This window comes from Nocardioides lijunqiniae (genome assembly GCF_015024225.1).
In the GTDB taxonomy this organism is placed as follows: Bacteria; Actinomycetota; Actinomycetes; order Propionibacteriales; family Nocardioidaceae; genus Nocardioides; species Nocardioides lijunqiniae.
The window spans coordinates 170492-186790 of sequence record NZ_JACJGM010000005.1 but is presented as its reverse complement, the minus strand read 5'-3'; the positions used below and the strand labels follow the sequence as shown (position 1 = coordinate 186790).

The 16299-nt window shown below is 64.7% G+C and carries 11 protein-coding genes and 4 tRNA genes; 7 read left to right on the top strand and 8 right to left on the bottom strand.

Annotated elements, in window-relative coordinates; all coding sequences use genetic code 11:
* Positions 1-64: 64 nt before the first annotated feature.
* The 3 genes from thrS to IRQ30_RS04550 all read right to left on the bottom strand — a co-directional run bounded on the left by thrS (position 65) and on the right by IRQ30_RS04550 (position 3045).
* Positions 65-2065, bottom strand: a complete 2001-nt coding sequence (gene thrS / locus IRQ30_RS04560) for a threonine--tRNA ligase (protein ID WP_193611831.1) — start codon at positions 2063-2065, stop codon at positions 65-67.
* Positions 2066-2176: 111 nt separating this feature from the next.
* Positions 2177-2869 carry a collagen binding domain-containing protein gene (locus IRQ30_RS04555; RefSeq protein ID WP_193611830.1) on the bottom strand — a complete coding sequence of 231 codons (693 nt, stop codon included), beginning with the start codon at positions 2867-2869 and terminating at the stop codon, positions 2177-2179.
* Between the two features lie 104 nt (positions 2870-2973).
* Positions 2974-3045: transfer RNA gene (locus IRQ30_RS04550), tRNA-Val, on the bottom strand.
* 270 nt (positions 3046-3315) lie between these two features.
* Here IRQ30_RS04550 and IRQ30_RS04545 point away from each other — a divergent pair.
* Complete coding sequence (locus IRQ30_RS04545) at positions 3316-3750, top strand: SsgA family sporulation/cell division regulator (protein WP_193611829.1); 435 nt, start codon at positions 3316-3318, stop codon at positions 3748-3750.
* Here the strand turns inward: IRQ30_RS04545 and IRQ30_RS04540 are convergent.
* Entirely contained in the window at positions 3736-4557 is an 822-nt protein-coding gene (locus tag IRQ30_RS04540; RefSeq protein ID WP_193611828.1) for an aminotransferase class IV, read from the bottom strand. The genes IRQ30_RS04545 and IRQ30_RS04540 overlap by 15 nt on opposite strands.
* Before the next feature lie 143 nt (positions 4558-4700).
* Between IRQ30_RS04540 and IRQ30_RS04535 the strand changes: the two genes are divergently transcribed.
* From IRQ30_RS04535 to IRQ30_RS04510, 6 genes are all read left to right on the top strand, one after another.
* Positions 4701-4773: transfer RNA gene (locus tag IRQ30_RS04535), tRNA-Gly, on the top strand.
* Positions 4774-4804: 31 nt separating this feature from the next.
* A tRNA-Cys gene (locus IRQ30_RS04530) sits at positions 4805-4878 on the top strand.
* A gap of 12 nt (positions 4879-4890) precedes the next feature.
* A tRNA-Val gene (locus IRQ30_RS04525) sits at positions 4891-4962 on the top strand.
* A gap of 274 nt (positions 4963-5236) precedes the next feature.
* Positions 5237-6097, top strand: coding sequence for a PIN domain-containing protein (locus tag IRQ30_RS04520; protein WP_193611827.1), 861 nt, complete (start codon positions 5237-5239; stop codon positions 6095-6097).
* Positions 6098-6321: 224 nt separating this feature from the next.
* Positions 6322-7968: an Eco57I restriction-modification methylase domain-containing protein gene (locus IRQ30_RS04515; RefSeq protein WP_193611826.1), complete on the top strand. Its 1647-nt coding sequence runs from the start codon at positions 6322-6324 to the stop codon at positions 7966-7968.
* Entirely contained in the window at positions 7961-8992 is a 1032-nt protein-coding gene (locus tag IRQ30_RS04510; RefSeq protein ID WP_227466950.1) for a hypothetical protein, read from the top strand. The genes IRQ30_RS04515 and IRQ30_RS04510 overlap by 8 nt, the downstream gene beginning before the upstream one ends.
* A gap of 47 nt (positions 8993-9039) precedes the next feature.
* Here the strand turns inward: IRQ30_RS04510 and IRQ30_RS24340 are convergent, their stop codons facing one another.
* The 4 genes from IRQ30_RS24340 to IRQ30_RS04490 form a co-directional block, all read right to left on the bottom strand.
* Positions 9040-9735: a caspase family protein gene (locus tag IRQ30_RS24340; RefSeq protein WP_193611825.1), complete on the bottom strand. Its 696-nt coding sequence runs from the start codon at positions 9733-9735 to the stop codon at positions 9040-9042.
* Positions 9732-11372: an AIPR family protein gene (locus tag IRQ30_RS04500; protein ID WP_193611824.1), complete on the bottom strand. Its 1641-nt coding sequence runs from the start codon at positions 11370-11372 to the stop codon at positions 9732-9734. The genes IRQ30_RS24340 and IRQ30_RS04500 overlap by 4 nt, the downstream gene beginning before the upstream one ends.
* A gap of 143 nt (positions 11373-11515) precedes the next feature.
* Positions 11516-12766 (bottom strand): 5-methylcytosine restriction system specificity protein McrC, encoded by a 1251-nt coding sequence (locus tag IRQ30_RS04495; protein WP_193611823.1) that lies wholly within the window; start codon positions 12764-12766, stop codon positions 11516-11518.
* Between the two features lie 11 nt (positions 12767-12777).
* Entirely contained in the window at positions 12778-16011 is a 3234-nt protein-coding gene (locus IRQ30_RS04490; protein WP_193611822.1) for an AAA family ATPase, read from the bottom strand.
* Positions 16012-16299: the final 288 nt, after the last annotated feature.

Here is a 16299-nt window from a genome sequence, read left to right as displayed (position 1 = left end):
CCTCGGGGATCTCGACAGGCACTCAGGCGCAGAACGCCTTCGCTGCTCGATCGCCGGAGCCGACTCAGACCTGCTCGCGCGTGGCCACCGCGGCGCTCACACGCTCGATGGCCTCCTCGATCGGGACGCCGTTGTCCTGGCGACCGTCGCGGTAGCGGAACGACACGGCTCCGGCGGCCACGTCGTCGTCGCCTGCGATCACCATGAACGGCACCTTCTGCAGCTGCGCGTTGCGGATCTTCTTCTGCATCCGGTCGTCGGAGTCGTCGACCTCGACCCGCAGGCCGGCCGACTTCATCCGCCGCGCGACGTCGTACAGGTAGTCGGCGTGGCGCTCCGCGATCGGGATGCCCTGCACCTGCACGGGCGCGAGCCACGGCGGGAACGCGCCGGCGTAGTGCTCGACGAGGACGCCGAAGAAGCGCTCCAGCGAGCCGAACTTCGCCGAGTGGATCATCACCGGCTGCTGGCGCGAGCCGTCGGAGGCGGTGAAGTGCAGGTCGAAGCCCTTGGGCTGGTTGAAGTCGTACTGGATCGTCGACATCTGCCAGGTGCGCCCGATGGCGTCGCGGCACTGCACCGAGATCTTGGGGCCGTAGAACGCCGCCCCGCCCGGGTCCGGCACGAGCTCCAGGCCGCTGTCGCGCGCCGCCTGCTCCAGAACGGCGGTCGCGGTCGCCCAGTCCTCGTCGGAACCCACGAACTTGTCGGGCTTGGAGTCGTCGCGCGTCGACATCTCGAGGTAGAAGTCGTCGAGCCCGAAGTCCTTGAGCAACCCGAGCACGAAGTCGAGCAGGTGCTTGATCTCGGCCGGCGCCTGCTCGGGGGTGACGTAGGAGTGCGAGTCGTCCTGGGTCAGCCCGCGCACGCGGGTCAGGCCGTGGATGACGCCGGACTTCTCGTAGCGGTAGACCGACCCGAACTCGAACAGCCGCAGCGGCAGCTCGCGGTAGGACCGCCCGCGCGACCTGAAGATCAGGTTGTGCATGGGGCAGTTCATGGCCTTGAGGTAGTAGTCCGCGCCCTCGAACTCGATCGACGGGAACATCGTGTCCTTGTAGTACGGCAGGTGCCCCGAGAGCTGGAAGAGCCCCTCCTTGGAGATGTGGGGGGTGCCGACGTAGTCGAAGCCCTCCTCGATGTGCCGCTGGCGGACGTAGTCCTCCATGACCCGCTTGATCACCCCGCCCTTGGGGTGGAAGACCGCCAGGCCGGAGCCGATCTCGTCGGGGAAGCTGAAGAGGTCCAGGTCGCGACCGAGCTTGCGGTGGTCGCGGCGCTCGGCCTCCTCGATGCGGTGCAGGTGCGCCTCGAGCTCCTCCTTGGACGGCCAGGCGGTGCCGTAGACGCGCTGGAGCATCTTGTTCTTCTCGTCGCCGCGCCAGTACGCCGCCGCCGAGCGCATCAGCTTGAACGCCGGGATCCGCTTGGTGGTGGGCAGGTGCGGCCCACGGCACAGGTCGCTCCAGGCGACGTCGCCGTTGCGCTTGATGTTGTCGTAGATCGTCAGCTCGCCGGCGCCGACCTCGACGCTCGCGCCCTCGGCGGCGTCGTCGGACTTGCCGGAGCCCTTGAGCCCGATGAGCTCGATCTTGTACGGCTCGTCCTGCAGCTCGTCGATCGCGTCGGCGTCGCTGGTGACGCGCCGCGCGAAGCGCTGGCCCTCCTTGATGATCTTGCGCATCCGGGTCTCGATCTTGTCGAGGTCCTCGGGCACGAACGGCTTCTCGACGTCGAAGTCGTAGTAGAAGCCGTTCTCGATCGGCGGACCGATGCCGAGCTTGGCATCCGGGAAGAGTTCCTGCACGGCCTGCGCCATGACGTGCGCGGTCGAGTGGCGCAGGATGTCGAGCCCGTCCTGGCTGTCGATCGCCACCCCGGCGACCTCGTCGCCGTCCTGCAGCTCGTACGACAGATCCTTGAGCTCGCCCTGCTCGTGGTCGCCGACGCGGGCGGCGATCACCTCGGTGTCCTCGGCGAACAGCTCCCACGCCTTGGTGCCCGTCGTGGTGGTCCGCTCCTCACGCTCACCGGCGTGGATGCGGACGACCTTGATCTCGGACACGTGGGGCTCCTGACTGGCAAACGACGACGACCCGGGTCCGGGCCGACACTCGATGCTATCGAGGTCCGCCGTGACAGCGCGCCCGAGTATCGCCCCGCCCGGCCGTCCCGGTCAGCCCTTGTCGAGAAAGACCCGGCCGATCCGGCCGATCGGCGAGGCGCACGCGTCGCCCCAGGCCGGCACGACGCCGGCGTCGCACGCGCGGTAGCCGACCTCGTGGCCCCTCGGTGCGCCGTTGACCCGCAGGTAGCAGTCGTCCTCGCACTCGAGGCGGTTGATCCGGAAGCGGCCCTGCCGGTCGGTGGTGTCCGCGCCCTCGACCTGGCCGAGGTCGTTGGCGCTGCGCGCGGTCACCCTCACGCCGCGCACGGGGCGCTTGGTCACGCTGTTGACGACGCGGCCCTGGATGTACGCCGGGTTGGCGAGGATCTTGCCGATCGCGGCGTGCGGGCCGTACGTCATGGCGCCCGCCGCCCTCGGCTGCACGTAGCCGTCGCCGACGAACCCGCCCTGATAGGTCCCGGGCACGACCTGCACGTAGTACTCGTCGTCGGCGCCGGGCCCGGCGTCCAGCTCGAACCTTCCCTTGCCGTTCGTCGTATCCGTGTCGACCACGGGCCCCGGCTCGCCGCCCTTGACCTTACGAAGCCGGACCGTCGCCCCCGCCACGGCCGAGTGCGACCCCGTCGCGTCGACCAGCCGCCCCGTCAAAGGGTCGGCCGCGACGGCAGCCGGAGGACCGGCCACGACCGCGCCGAGGAGCGCGAGCGAGGCGACGACGAGGAGCGAGAGCGGGCGACGCATGGCATACCACCGGGCGTGAGACAGCAGATCCTGCTCAGGCTAGAACGATCGCCGCGCGCTGGCAGAAGAACGGCCGATCGAGGCCGGAAGAAGCGGTGTGAGGGTGGGCGATACTGGGTTCGAACCAGTGACCTCTTCGGTGTGAACGAAGCGCGCTACCACTGCGCCAATCGCCCCTCTACTGCGGTCGCAGACTCTAGCCCATCCCGCCGGACCTCTCACACTCGCGCCCCCACTACCGATGGTCGAGCAGCGAGGAGCGCCAGCGACAAGCGCCCGTCGAGACCCCGCGAGCCGACCGCCAACGGAGGGACAGAACAGCTCCGTAAAGCCCCCCGCCGAAAAAACTTCCGCCGAGGATGCAACCAAACGCTCTCACACTGCGTCAGACCTTCTCGAGACCACCATCTCGTCCTCAGACACCAGGACCTCGGACAAGGATCGTCATGACGCAGCCCGTCAGCCCCGCCGTGAGCCAGGACATCACCCTGCGCTGCCTCGACGAGCGCGGCGCGGACGTCGTCTTCGTCGCCTCGTTCGGCTATCGCTCCGACGACCCGTACGCGGTGTGGCTGACGTTCCACATCCCCGGCGGCGACGTCAGCTGGGCGGTGGCCCGCTCGCTGGTCGTCCAGGGACTCACGGAGCCGGCCGGCGACGGTGACATCCGCCTGTGGCCCTCGATCGACGACGAGGGCCGCGCGGTCGTGGTCTTCGACTTCCACTCCCCCAGCGGCCGGCTGCTCACGCAGGCCCGCACGTCCGAGCTGCACACGTTCCTCGCGCAGACGCGGGACGCGGTGCCGTTCGGCCAAGAAGCCGGCCTGCTCGACCTCGACGGCCTCGTCCACGACCTGCTGACGGGCTCAGAAGCCGAGTAGCTCCGGTTCGTGCTTGCGCCAGGTCGCCAGCGCGTCCTGCGTGACCGGCCCGGGCGCCACGTGCTCGATCCCGTCCCAGCGCTCGACCCCTTGCACGTCGCGCGTGGTCGACGCGAGGAACACCTCACTGGCCGCGGCGACGACCTCCAGCGGCTCGTCGACCTCCCGACCGCCGTACCACTCGAGCAGCAGGCCCCGCGTCACGCCGGCCAGACATCCGCTGGCCAGCGTCGGCGTGCGCAGCTCGCCGTCGACGACGTAGAAGACGTTCGAGCCCGTGCCCTCGCACACGTGTCCCTGGAGGTTGGCGAAGACCGCCTCCGTCGCCCCACGCCGCTTCGCCTCGGCGAGCGCGATGACGTTCTCCGCGTACGACGTGGTCTTGAGGCCGGCGGTCGCCCCTCGCTCGTTGCGCGGCCACGGGACAGTCGCCACTGTCGTCGTCGCAGCGGACGGGTCCATCGGCGCGGCCACCACGATCATCGTCGGCGCGTGGTCGCCCCGGCCCGAGCCCAGCGGCGCCGGCCCGCCGGTCACCGTGATCCGGATCCGCCCCAGCGGCAGGTCCTGTCCCTCCACGGTGGCCCGCACCCCACGCCGTACGGCGTCCAGGTCGACCTCCGGCAGCCCCAGCCCGCTCGCGGAGCGCTGCAGGCGCTCCAGGTGACGCTCCAGCGCGAACGGCAGACCATCGACGACCTTGATCGCCTCAAACACCCCGTCCCCCACGGTCACCCCGTGGTCGACGACCGAGACGGCCGGTCCCGTCGGGTCATCCAGCAGGTCTCCGTCGATCCAGGCGCGCATCCGGCCACTCTAGGAGGCGCAACCGCGGGCTTCCGGGACCGGCTCGGCGACACACGGCGTGGCCGGTTTGGGACCGCCGCGAACCATCGGGTACGGTTCTCACGCACATCAGGTCCGGCCCTCGGGTGGGAGCAGATGAGCGTGCGGACATAGCTCAGTTGGTAGAGCGCAACCTTGCCAAGGTTGAGGTCGCGAGTTCGAGTCTCGTTGTCCGCTCGGAGTAGGTCGTTGGAGGCCTGGCCGTCACGGTGGGTTGGCCGAGAGGCGAGGCAACGGACTGCAAATCCGTGTACACGGGTTCAAATCCCGTACCCACCTCCACAACTTCACAATGGGCGATTGGCGCAGTGGTAGCGCGCTTCCCTGACACGGAAGAGGTCACTGGTTCAAACCCAGTATCGCCCACCGAATTTCCTGCTGGTTAGCCTTGGTTCCTGGCACAGATCGAACACAAGGCCTGCAAGTGGAACGCATCTACTCGCCTCTGGCCACCTCTGCCGGCGGGCACAAGGCTTTGCATCGGCTCTTGGGGTCGACCTGTCTCGCGAATAACTTCACCGACGCGCGGACATCCTGATAGCGCGTGGAAGGTTGTGTCCGTCGCCCAGGGCACTGCAGGTCCATCTCTACCCTGCCAGTGGACCTGTCGTGATCCCGAGCCCAATTGAAGGTGGATGTCATGGACCGACGTTTGATGCTCTGGCCGACCACCGGCACTGGGGAGGACCTGGCAATCGCGCTCCAAGATGTCATCAACAGGACCAGCGCCGTGCATGGTGGACAACGCGAGATGGTGGAGAGCTACCTCGCCTGGGTTGACGCCGGAGTCGAAACGCTCCAGCGCAAGCTCTCCCCACGCGACCTCGAACGTCTCCTCACAAGTCCTCGCTACTGGTCTATAGCCGCGAACCCTGAACCGACCGCGGCCAATGTGAGGGGCGCGAACGCCGAGTTACAACATCGCAAAAGGCTGCTAGAGGACACCGCAGCGGTGATCCGGCGCGCCTGCTCAGCACTGAGCCTGGGGAGAGATGCAAGTCTGGTCCTGGTTGATTCGAATGTGTGGATCGATCAGACCGTCTCGCTCGCCAAGGTGCCATGGTTCCAATTGGTTAGCGAGATACCGCAGTCGCGCGTTTCTGAGACGCGAGAACTACGCCTCATCGTGCCCATCCTCCTGGTCGACGAACTCGATGGAGTCGGGCATCGCAACGGCAGAAGTCGACAGCGGGCGATTAACGTCGCCCGATGGCTCCACGGACACCTAAGAGGTCGAGGCGGATCCCCAGTAGCCTTCGCGTCATCACCCCATGGTGGCGAGATCACGCTTCAGCTCCTCATGGACCCGCTCCACCACGTCAAGCTGCCCAACAACGACGACGAGCTACTTGACCGGCTCGCCAGGCTGCGTGACTTCATTGGGCACCCGCCGGCCAGGTGCTTCTTTCTGACGCAGGACGTCAACGCTGCCCTCAGAGCCGAGAGCCTTGGCATCTCTTCTCATTTAATGAGCGCCCCCGAGCGGCCGAAGGACGACTAATCCTTGCCGCTAGTGCAGAACCCCACCTCGGCGTTCGCGAAGGGTGGGCACGGCCACAAGCTCATCACCACGCAATGCCTGGCTTCATGGCTCGTGTCTGACCGTCTGACGAATCCCCGGACCACAGAGCCACCAGGCGGTCGGCTCTCGTGGTCGACTTGGTATGCCGACCAAGTGAGGCGCGGCTTCCATGCGCTGTCGGTCGTGTACGGCAGGATGGCCCCATGCTTCCAGGTGACTCTGCTGCGCTGCGCAAGGCGCGAGGGGCGTTCTTCACCCCCCAACCGGTGGCGCGATTCATCGCCGACTGGGCCGTCAAATCTGAAGATGACGCGATCCTTGAGCCCTCGTGTGGGGAGGCGATCTTCCTACACGAGGCTGGCCGAGACGGCCGCCACCAAGGTGCGCTCGATGGAGTCGAACTGCACTCGCCATCGGCGGCTGAGAGTGAGCGGACACTTCGCGCCGAAGGGATTCGAGCCTCCATCCGATCGGGTGACTTCTTCGCGTGTACCCCCGACGGCTCGTACGACGCCGTCATCGGGAACCCGCCGTACGTCCGCTACCAGGACTTCAGCGGCGACGCGCGCCTCAGGGCTCGGGAAGCGGCCCTCCGGGCGGGTGTCTCGCTTACCGGGCTGGCGTCCTCCTGGGCTGCCTTTACCGTTCACTCGGCACTGTTCTTGAAGGAAGGGGGCCGCCTCGGACTCGTCCTTCCCGCCGAACTGTTGACCGTCAACTACGCGGCCGACGTACGCCGCTTCCTCATGCAGCACTTCCGCTCGGTTGGCCTTGTTCTCTTTGTCGATCGTGTCTTTCCTGGTGTCCAAGAGGAGGTCGTGCTCTTGCTCGCGGATGGTTTCGGCCGATCCGGAACCAAGGGCACGGATCACTGCGACATCTTTCAGGTTCAGGACGCGGCCGCCCTTTCCGAGTTCGCGATGGGACGCAAGTGGAAGCCCTCCTCACCCAGCGCCAAGTGGAGTGGACTCATGCTCTCGGGTGCCGCGGACGCGGCGTACGTCACTGCGACAGGCTCATCAGGGTTCTCCGAGCTTCAAGCATGGGGTGAAACGACACTTGGCATGGTGACGGGAAACAATAAGTACTTCGCCCTCTCCCCTACGCGCGTCGAAGAGTTGGGCTTAGTGCAGAGCGACCTGATCCGGCTAAGCCCGCCAGGCTCACGACATCTGCGCGGGCTCTCGTTCACTAACCGATCACACTCGGCACTCGGCGACCGCGGCGCGGCCACCTGGCTGTTCCGTCCAGTTCAGGACCCGTCCCCTGCCGCGAGAAAATACATTGAAGCGGGGGAGGCCGCCGGCGTACACCTCGCCTATAAGTGCAGGGTCCGCAATCCGTGGTGGCGTGTGCCCTATGTCCGGCAGGCTGACCTATTTCTGACGTACATGAACGCGGACACCCCAAGGATTACCACCAACAGGGCTGGGGCACATCACCTCAACTCGGTGCACGGAATCTTCCTGCGTGCCGAGTACCGCGACATAGGAGCCCAGTTGCTGCCACTCGCCTCCCTCAACTCGATGACGCTACTGGGGGCAGAAACCGTCGGCCGCGCCTATGGCGGAGGCATGTTGAAACTCGAGCCTCGCGAAGCAGATGTCCTTCCCGTTCCGTCGGTAGAACTGGTCGGTGCGCATCGAGTCGAATTGTTAGCTCTGCGCCGACCGGTCTCCGATCACTTGCGCGGGGGGCGGCTGCTGGATGCAGTGCGTCTGGTTGACGACGTGCTGCTTGCCGGAGCGCTTGGTCTGCGAGATCGCGAGATCGACGCGGTGCGCGAGGCCCGAGCGGAGATGACAAAGCGTCGTGTTGCGCGCGGCCGAGAGGTTGCTCCACGTGGCTGAACCGACTATGAAGTCCCAGGCTTGGGGGCTATTTGATCAAGTTGTTGCCGAAGCACCGCTTCGGGGAGTTAACCCGTGGGTCGTAGTCAACAACAACCTCGAATTCCGGCCCGACTACAGCACCCTCGAGCGCCTGCTCGGTGTTCCGGTGTTCCTTGGGGCGCTCTCTCAGTCCGGCGTGCCCGCCCTCGCGGTTGATGTTTGGACTGCTTACGAGCTGCGTCGCGCGGGGTTCCACCCTGACCGTGTCTGGCCCCGGGCCGAGGCTCCGCGCGTCCTTCCGCCCGACGTGGCGGCCTTGGTTGAGAGTCTCCCCAGGGACCTACGAAGCGCGGTCCAACAACGACTCGACAAAGGATTCAGCGGGGGAACCGCGAGCGCCAGTGCCAACCTGCTCGGAAAGAACTACGTCAAGCAGGTCGACGTCGTGATGAGCACGTGGCAGACGGGTCCCGAGCTGATGATCTCGACCAAACGCATGGACTCGTCCTTCGGGAAGAACGCCGCCAATCGCGTCGAAGAGTCCTATGGCGACGCCAAGAACCTTAGCCTCCGTCATCCGCAGGCCGCGCTCGGTTTCATGTATTCGCTCCGCTCGACCGCGTTCACCGAGGAGTCCGATACCGCAGCCTGGCTCCTCGACCTGCTGGCGAAGCTGGGTCGTGAGGACGACGCGTACGACGCAGTTGGACTTATTGTTCCGGAGTGGAACTCTCCCGTTCCGCCGGGGGACGACGCCGGCGCTTTAGAGGATGCAGCCCCAATCGACATTGATCTGGCCATTCCCAGTGACTCCGCCGCTCAGCAAGTCCCACGAGTCCAGATCAGCGTCAACTCGCTCCCACAAGTGACTCTCAGGCACGACCTGATCCCCAGCGAGTTGGCCCCTGGCCGATTCTTCGAACTCATGACCACCACCGTCCTGATGAACACTCCGATCAACATGCACCGCGATGCCCGGGCTCTGCGTGCGCGACCACTGCCAGTTGAACCAACGGTCACGCTTGCCGTTGACGAGGTCTAGCCGCTGGCACCACCATCGGTTGTTGCGCGTCGACCAGGCGGCCTTCTTTATGCTTGCCTCAGCACCAGCAGATCCGAGTTGTGTGACTTAAGCACTGGAGGACTATTGCCTAAGTTGCGCATTTCTATCATGGCTCGACGATGCAGTTCGAACGGTGTCACTTGTCCTAACGCATCGACGGCCAATCCATCGAACCCCTCTACGAGGGCGCGAGTGTAATGACTAAAAGATTGCGTTGCATGGGACGGGCGGCCAGCCTGCGAACTAGCCAAGATTGTTGTATTCGGTCGCATGATTGACAAGCCTAAGTGATCGCTCAGTCCGATATTGGAGGCCGAACCCGAGAAACAGCAGTCGAGAATTACGGTCAATGATTCGTACGTTTCCTGGCTTGCTCGGTGCATGAGGACATCAAAATTCACCCCTGAATCGAAGTCGCCCTCAGCGTGCGCAAGTGCTAGCTGGAGTCCGTACTTTGTGACGCTTCCATGACCGCTGAAGTAGAACACTAGGTCGAACCCAGCGGACTTCTCAAGAAGCAGGTCGAATTCGAACATCAGGTCCTCAGCACTAAGCGCTCTACCCGCGTCAGACCGCAGGACGGTTACGTCGAAGTTGGGACTAGTGTCTGCATGCGTCTCGAGCACGCGTTCCATCTCATCAGCGTCAGCCAAGCAGGCCGGAAGCGGATCCCATGAGTCATAATGCCCCACTCCAACAACGAGTGCACGCCGGTCGCTCATGCCCTACGGTCCCGCTTTTCGAGCCGCCACTTCTTCTTGATTTCGGCCGACATTTCGAGCAATGTCCGCTGCCTTTTGAACTGGACTCGAAAATCGTCTTCTTCACTGCTCTCGCGAGATCGCTCGTGGCGTTCGTTCAGGAAGTTGACCACAAATTGAGCCACCGGAATGAGCGACGCTACAGTCACGTCCGCGTCTCCCTCAAAAACTTCAGGATGTAATAGCACGCGATTGTGATCGTCGTCGAACCGCAGGAGTTGACCACACAGGTACATGCAAGTTAAGGCCGTCAACAGCCATGCCCTCCTCATCGAAGGTGGGAACTGTTCCCTAAAGGAGTTGACGACACCGCGCAACGTGTTCAGGAGGATGATCTGCTCGGGCGTTCTGTCCGGGCCGAAAATGTCCTGGAATATCTCGGGATTAAACAGCGAGGTGCGCTTTACGGCGAGCCACGGGCGTTCCAGATAGACAGCACAGATCCACTGAGCCGCGTCGTCATTTCGGATGGTCTTCTCGACAGGAACTCTACTCGTGTCTGGCCTGGTATCGAGAACATAGCCGCGAACGGCGAGTTCCTGCGCAAACCTCACCTGCGATTCATCCAAAGCACGGAGGTTTCGTCCACTGACGGGATTCTGAGTGTTACTTCTAACGGCTATCTGCCGCGCCAACTGGTCGTCGTCGCCGACCTCAACAAATTTCACAAGAACCCGGAGATCTTCGGTGATCTTATGACGATTTGCTCTTAGGGCAATAACGGATTGCGCCCCGTTTACCACCGAAACATCGACTATATCCAGGCTGGACGGTGACTCTCGAACCTCGTGGCAAATTACGGTTAAGCCATTGTGGAATGCGATAAAATCTTCCTGATTTCGTTCCGCGAAAGCCCCATCAAGGGATTGTCGAACCCTTGAGGTTCCTCCCAGGCTGAACCGAACGTTCAGATCAAAAAGTCGTCGACTATCAATGCCCGGCCATTCGGCGATCTCTCGGCCTGAGACAGGGGCAACGAACACCTTCCTCGAACCGGACTTTGTCGCTAGCCGTTGACTTTCCGGGACGTCGACCGTTAGGACCTCTCTAAGCAATCCCGGCGCCCGCTGCGCGGCGGCGATTCCAGCCATCCGGTTGGCGTCCCATGGCTCAAGTCGTGCCCCTTCTGGACCTTGGTCGTCGTCCCAGGCAACCGGGGAGACAGCAGCGACTCTCCAAGTGAAATTCCGCGCGTCACTCCTTGCTCTCAGCAGATCATTCTGCAGCCGAGTCGCCGCGTCCGTGTTCAAGATGGCGGACTCTAGGAGCTGTGGTTCATGCTCAGCGAGACTAGCGAGCGCGACCGCTCCCGCGAACTGTTGCTCACGTAGGTCTCCCTCATCTATCCAAACCAGCACAACGTGCTCCATGACGTCGCCCCGCGGGTGGTGCGCGAGTCCGTCGATCCACACAGCACCAGCCCGGGTCTGAACCCGAAGTCGACGGGCGAACACACCTTCGTAGCTGTCTAGCTCCTCTTGGTCGTATACCGACCTGAGCAGCCAGAGCAACATCTGCGTGCGTTCGTCTGACTCCCCATCTACGACGGCTATCTCATCAAGCTGTTGTCGCCATAGCTGGGCTGGAGCCTCTGTCATGTCAACGCCTCGCATCCGGGAACAGTTCGATGGAGCGTACTCGTCGCCAAGGTTGACTGCGCCACGTAGAGAGTGCCTGTGACAATCGTGGTAGCCGGGCGCGCGGTCGAATAGGCCAGGCCGCCTGCTTCCCTTCGGCTTCCTCAGCTGGGCCGAGCGGTTGGCAAGCGAGGCTCTGCCATAACCATCGCCGACCGTGCGATCTCGGCGATGCGGCCCAAGACCCGCTCCGGCGACTGGCGCAGGTCGATCGGCGCGGCAACGACCTCGACGTCAGCATGCTTGACCGAGCGACGGATGTCGGCCCCACCTCCCGCGTAGACGAGCCACGCGATGGGAACCCTCAACGCCGTGCAGTAGGCCAGCATTTGGTAGTGGTCAGCGTTGGCGTACTCACCGGTGACCGAGGCCAACTTGTACTTCGCATCGAAGACGACGCGCGGGATGCCCGCGTCGTCGAGGTGGACCACGTCCACGTTCATCGCGACATCGCCGTGCGGGTCGTCAGCACCCTTGCCGCTCATTCCCGAGGCCCAGTCTCCGTCCCCGGTCAGATATGCGGAGAGTTGGGGTTGGACCCGACCGGGAACGTCGCGAAGCGCCTCTTTGAGCGCAGTCGTGACGAAGTCCTCGAAGACCTTCCACATCACGACGACGAAGGCAGACATCTCGACGCCAGTGCTGGTCGCGCGGGCGGAGCCGTGGCGCAAGAGGATCTCCGCGAGGCCGAGTGCGTCGTGGTACCGCTCGTTGAGCCGGCTCGGGTGCCACCGCGGCAGCCCCCTGCCGGGCAGCAGGCGGGTGACACCCTCGAAACGTGCGGCCAGGTGGAGGAGCCGGCGGCGCACCTCGGCCGGCACCCGCGGTACGCCAAGCATCAGGTGAATCGCGGCCAGCAGTACCTGGTTCTCGGCGATGTCAACGCTGTAGTCGTCATACCTCACCTCAATCGGTACGACGGCGCCCGGACGCCGACGAAGTTGCTCGTCGAACACGATTCGGCCGCGTACAGTCAGCAGAGCCTCCTGCTCAGTTCGGTACGCCTGAAGCAGACCCCGCACCAGCGCCCGCTCGACTGCCGCCCCAAGCGAGTTGGCCATCGCTGGCCACAGGTCGCCGTAGGTCTCGGAGGTGACGCCATCTGGCCGGAAACCCGGGTCCTTGGCGTAGCCAAGAAGGAAGATCAGGTGAGCTACGCCCAGCTTCTCCTTCGGCGTCACCTCAACCTGCAGGTCCTCGAAGCGCACAGCCCCGACACGGCCATTCGGCAACAGGCAGTAGGTGTCCGCTCCAAGCCGTCGCACGTCCACGAGCTTGGTCTCGGCCAGCGCTGCGGCTTGGTCAGCTCCAAGGACCGCCTCCACACCTTCGGCGTCGAGCTCGCCCAGAGACACGTGCCTGAGACTCATCGGACGTCCGGAACTTGAGTGTCCTCCGGCGCATCCGGTTCCGCGGGCAGCACCGAGTCGGCGATCTGGGCCGCCGCGACAGTCTGCCGCCCCATGATGCGCTTCCGGAGCGAAGCCAGCCCGAACTCCTGGTCGACGGCCTCCGGAGTCTTGCTTCCGTAGAAGTGCTCGTGGAGCAGAGGCAGGATGTCGTAGCGCCACACAAGGTCCAGCGCGCCAGGCTCAGTCAGCCAATCGCGCATCAAATACGACGGCCCGATGTGCAGGTCATGACCCCGCTGCCCCATGGCCGCGTTCAGCTCCTCTAGAAGCGCCACCCGGTCGTCGGCAACCGCGGTGCGAGAGGCGTAGGCGGCTAGCACTCCCTTTACCGGCTCCCGCTGGGGGTGCATCTCGTAGAAGGGGAAGCGCCTGCGGATGGCGGCGTCCACCAGCGCAATCGAGCGGTCGGCCGTGTTCATTGTCCCGATGATGAACATGTTGTCGGGCAAGCTGAACGGTTCCGTGGGCCTGTACTGCAGACGAACGGTCTCCTCGCGATACTCCAAGAGGAAGTACAGCTCCCCAAAAACCTTCGCAAGGTTCGCGCGGTTGAGCTCGTCGATGATGAGGACGTAGGGCTTGTCCTGATTCTCGGCCTTGGCCGCCTCCGCCGCCATCAACTTGAGCGGCCCGGGTTGGAGCGCGAAGTGCGCGACGCCGTCGTTCTCGACCGGTCGGAAACCCTCGAAGAAGTCCTCGTAGGCGTAGGACGGGTGAAACTGCACCAGGCGCACCCGGCTCGGGTCTTGTGAGCCGGCCAGTCGCTCCGCCAGCTTTTTTGCGACGAATGTCTTGCCTGTGCCGGGCGGACCGTAGACCACGAGCTGACGACGACGGTTAAGCAGTTCAACCATCTCCTGCAACGGCGCCACCGGCATGAACAACTCGTGGGCGAGGGCAGCGGAGACCGCCTGCAGCATGGCGCGTGGAGGAGGCGAGGGGGGCGTCGGCCCAGGATCGGGCGTGCCATCGGGATCCGGCAAGGATCGCAGGAGGTCGATCACGCCCGTCAGATCCACGACGTGCCCCTCCTGCTCCAGTGCCGCGCTCAGCTTGGGTGAGAGCTCGGAGAGCGGGGTGCGCGCCTTGCCCCACGCGACTCGGCGGGCGAGGACCGAGCCCTGTTCGCCATCGTCATCGATGACACCGGCCGACAGGTGCTCGTCGGTCAGCGCCACGACCAAGTCGTCATCAGTCATTGCATCCATGAACGAATGCATGGCGGTCGCCAGCTCCTGGCGTTGCGACGGCGGGTAGTGCGAGTAGCCATCGGCGACGAGCCCCGTGATCTCCGCAGGTCCCAGTCCGGGGACGAGGGCGAGGCCGGCCTCGTCACGCAACGCTACTGTGCCGTCCCGTAGCCACCCGGCCACGTCGTCAGGATGGTCGGCGCGCACCAACCAGGCGCGCGGTCCGGTGTGGCTCTTGGGCCGCCAACGGTTGACGTAAGGCGGGTCGTACCACGACCGGAAGTTCTTGTTCTTCCGTCTGTGGTTGATCAGGAGGGCAACCAGATCCCGCGTCACCTCGGCGTCGCCGTCGCCGCTCGGCTCCCCCACGTCCGAGATCAGGCCGTTTCGGATTTTTCGGCGATGCGCGGCGCTCACGACCGAGGGATAGAAGCCCGGCCAAGCAAGATACTCAAGGACGTAACGGATCGACGGGGAGTCCTGGGGCACGCTCGCAGTCAGGTTTCGGAGGGCGAACGGGTCGCGCAGCACGTCGTCCACAACATCCGAAGGCTGCTCCAGCCAGTGCAGGACGAAGCGGCACAGCCACTGCAGGTGCTCCGGAGCCCGCGTGTGGTAACCCTGCCCTCCAGCGAACGCGCGCCCGTCATCAAGAGCGGACAGCAGTTCCTCGGGCAGCGTCGGCGCACCCGACATCTCGGCAAGGATGCCGTTGATCCGGTTCGCCTTGGTGATCGGTCGTACGTCGTGCAGCGGCGCGTCTCGGACGTAGAGCAACTCCGCCGCAAGGCAGCGCACCCCGTCCGCCGCGCCGTCCAGTTGTTGAGTCAGCCGATCGGAAAAGCCCAGCCCGGAGTTTCCAGTGATTAGCCGCGCGGCCAGGTCCTGCGCATTGGAGACGGTCCAGCTGCGCACTCCCTTGACGACCGCCGACGTCTGACCGGTCAACCCAGCGACCAGCACCTCCCACGCCGCGCTCTCCATGGTGGGGCAGATTCCGGTGCCGCGCTCGACACGCGCATCACCAGCGACTGCTTCACGCCAGTGCTGCAGCTCGGCTCGCTTCAGCGGAGGCCAGGTGTCCGGAGCCGACCACTTGAGAACCGCCCAGCCGAGGCCCTGGGCATCGAGTCGGTCACGGAGCGGTGGCTCGCCGTCACTCCAGCGCTCCCTCAGCCCGTCGCAGAGTGAGAGCAGCGCGGCGTATCGCTCCCGGGGGGCTTCCCCAGCGGACTCTCCGACCCGGGCTGCCCAGTTCTTCACGAGGGTCGGTCGGTACGGAGCAAAGCTCGTCGGGTCGCGACCGAGCAGAACGCACGAAGCGAACACAGTGCGGTCACCAGGGCTCACGTACTCGCCCCAGGAGTTGAGCTCTTCGGAGAATGCCTCGACGGCGTCGACAGTTCCGGCCTCATACAGCCGCCCGACTGCTGCCCGCAATTGGTCTGGATGATCGTCAATCCGATTGCGCAGCCACACCTGCGCGAATGAGTCGACCAGGTTTCCTGATCCGGATGCCTGCCGCAACTGATCAGCCCAATCGATGGCGCCGGCAGCGCAAGCCGCGCCAGCCGCTGCCCATCTCTCAGCAGCTTTCAGCTTATAGCCACGTTCCTCAGCGTCGAGGTCGACCACGGCGACCAGCTCGCGCGCCCAGTCGAGGAACGAACCCCATCCCTGGGCATCGCGCTGGCGCTTTGAGGCGCGATAGCGGCGGCTCACCTCGAGGCTCAGGTCATCAGCCGACAACTCTGCCAGCGCCTCAGCGCCGTCCTCAGTCAACTGGTACTTGCCGGCGGCATCTCGCTCCAGCCACCCCGCAAAGGTCGACCACGACAGCGCCCGCGTCGCAGCCGTCCGCCACCTCAGCTGATCGCTCGCATTCTTGCTCAGCTCCTGGTCAGTGAATCCGACGAGCTGCTCGACGCTCGCCAACACCTCTGAGCTGTGCATTGGCACAGGACTCTGCTCAAGGATCTCGTAGATGGTGCGCGTCAACAGGCCACGTCGAACCCCGTCGTCAGCTGCCGGCTGTTGGCTCTCTTCTGCACCATTCACGTCTTCTACCCCTTGCCTCGCCGAGCCCACCCGAGCTCGCCCCGACCTTAACGGCGACAAACCCCACGATGCGGCTTTGGTGCCGGCGAATCGAAGTGGGCGCGACACCTAGTCACCAAGGCTCTGCGCTCGGCCGGTGGCTCCTGTGGTCTAGATAGTTCGCTCGGACTCTTCCTGGCTGCTTCCGTGAGTGGCAGTGTGACCCAGGTCATACCGACTCGGGAGGTC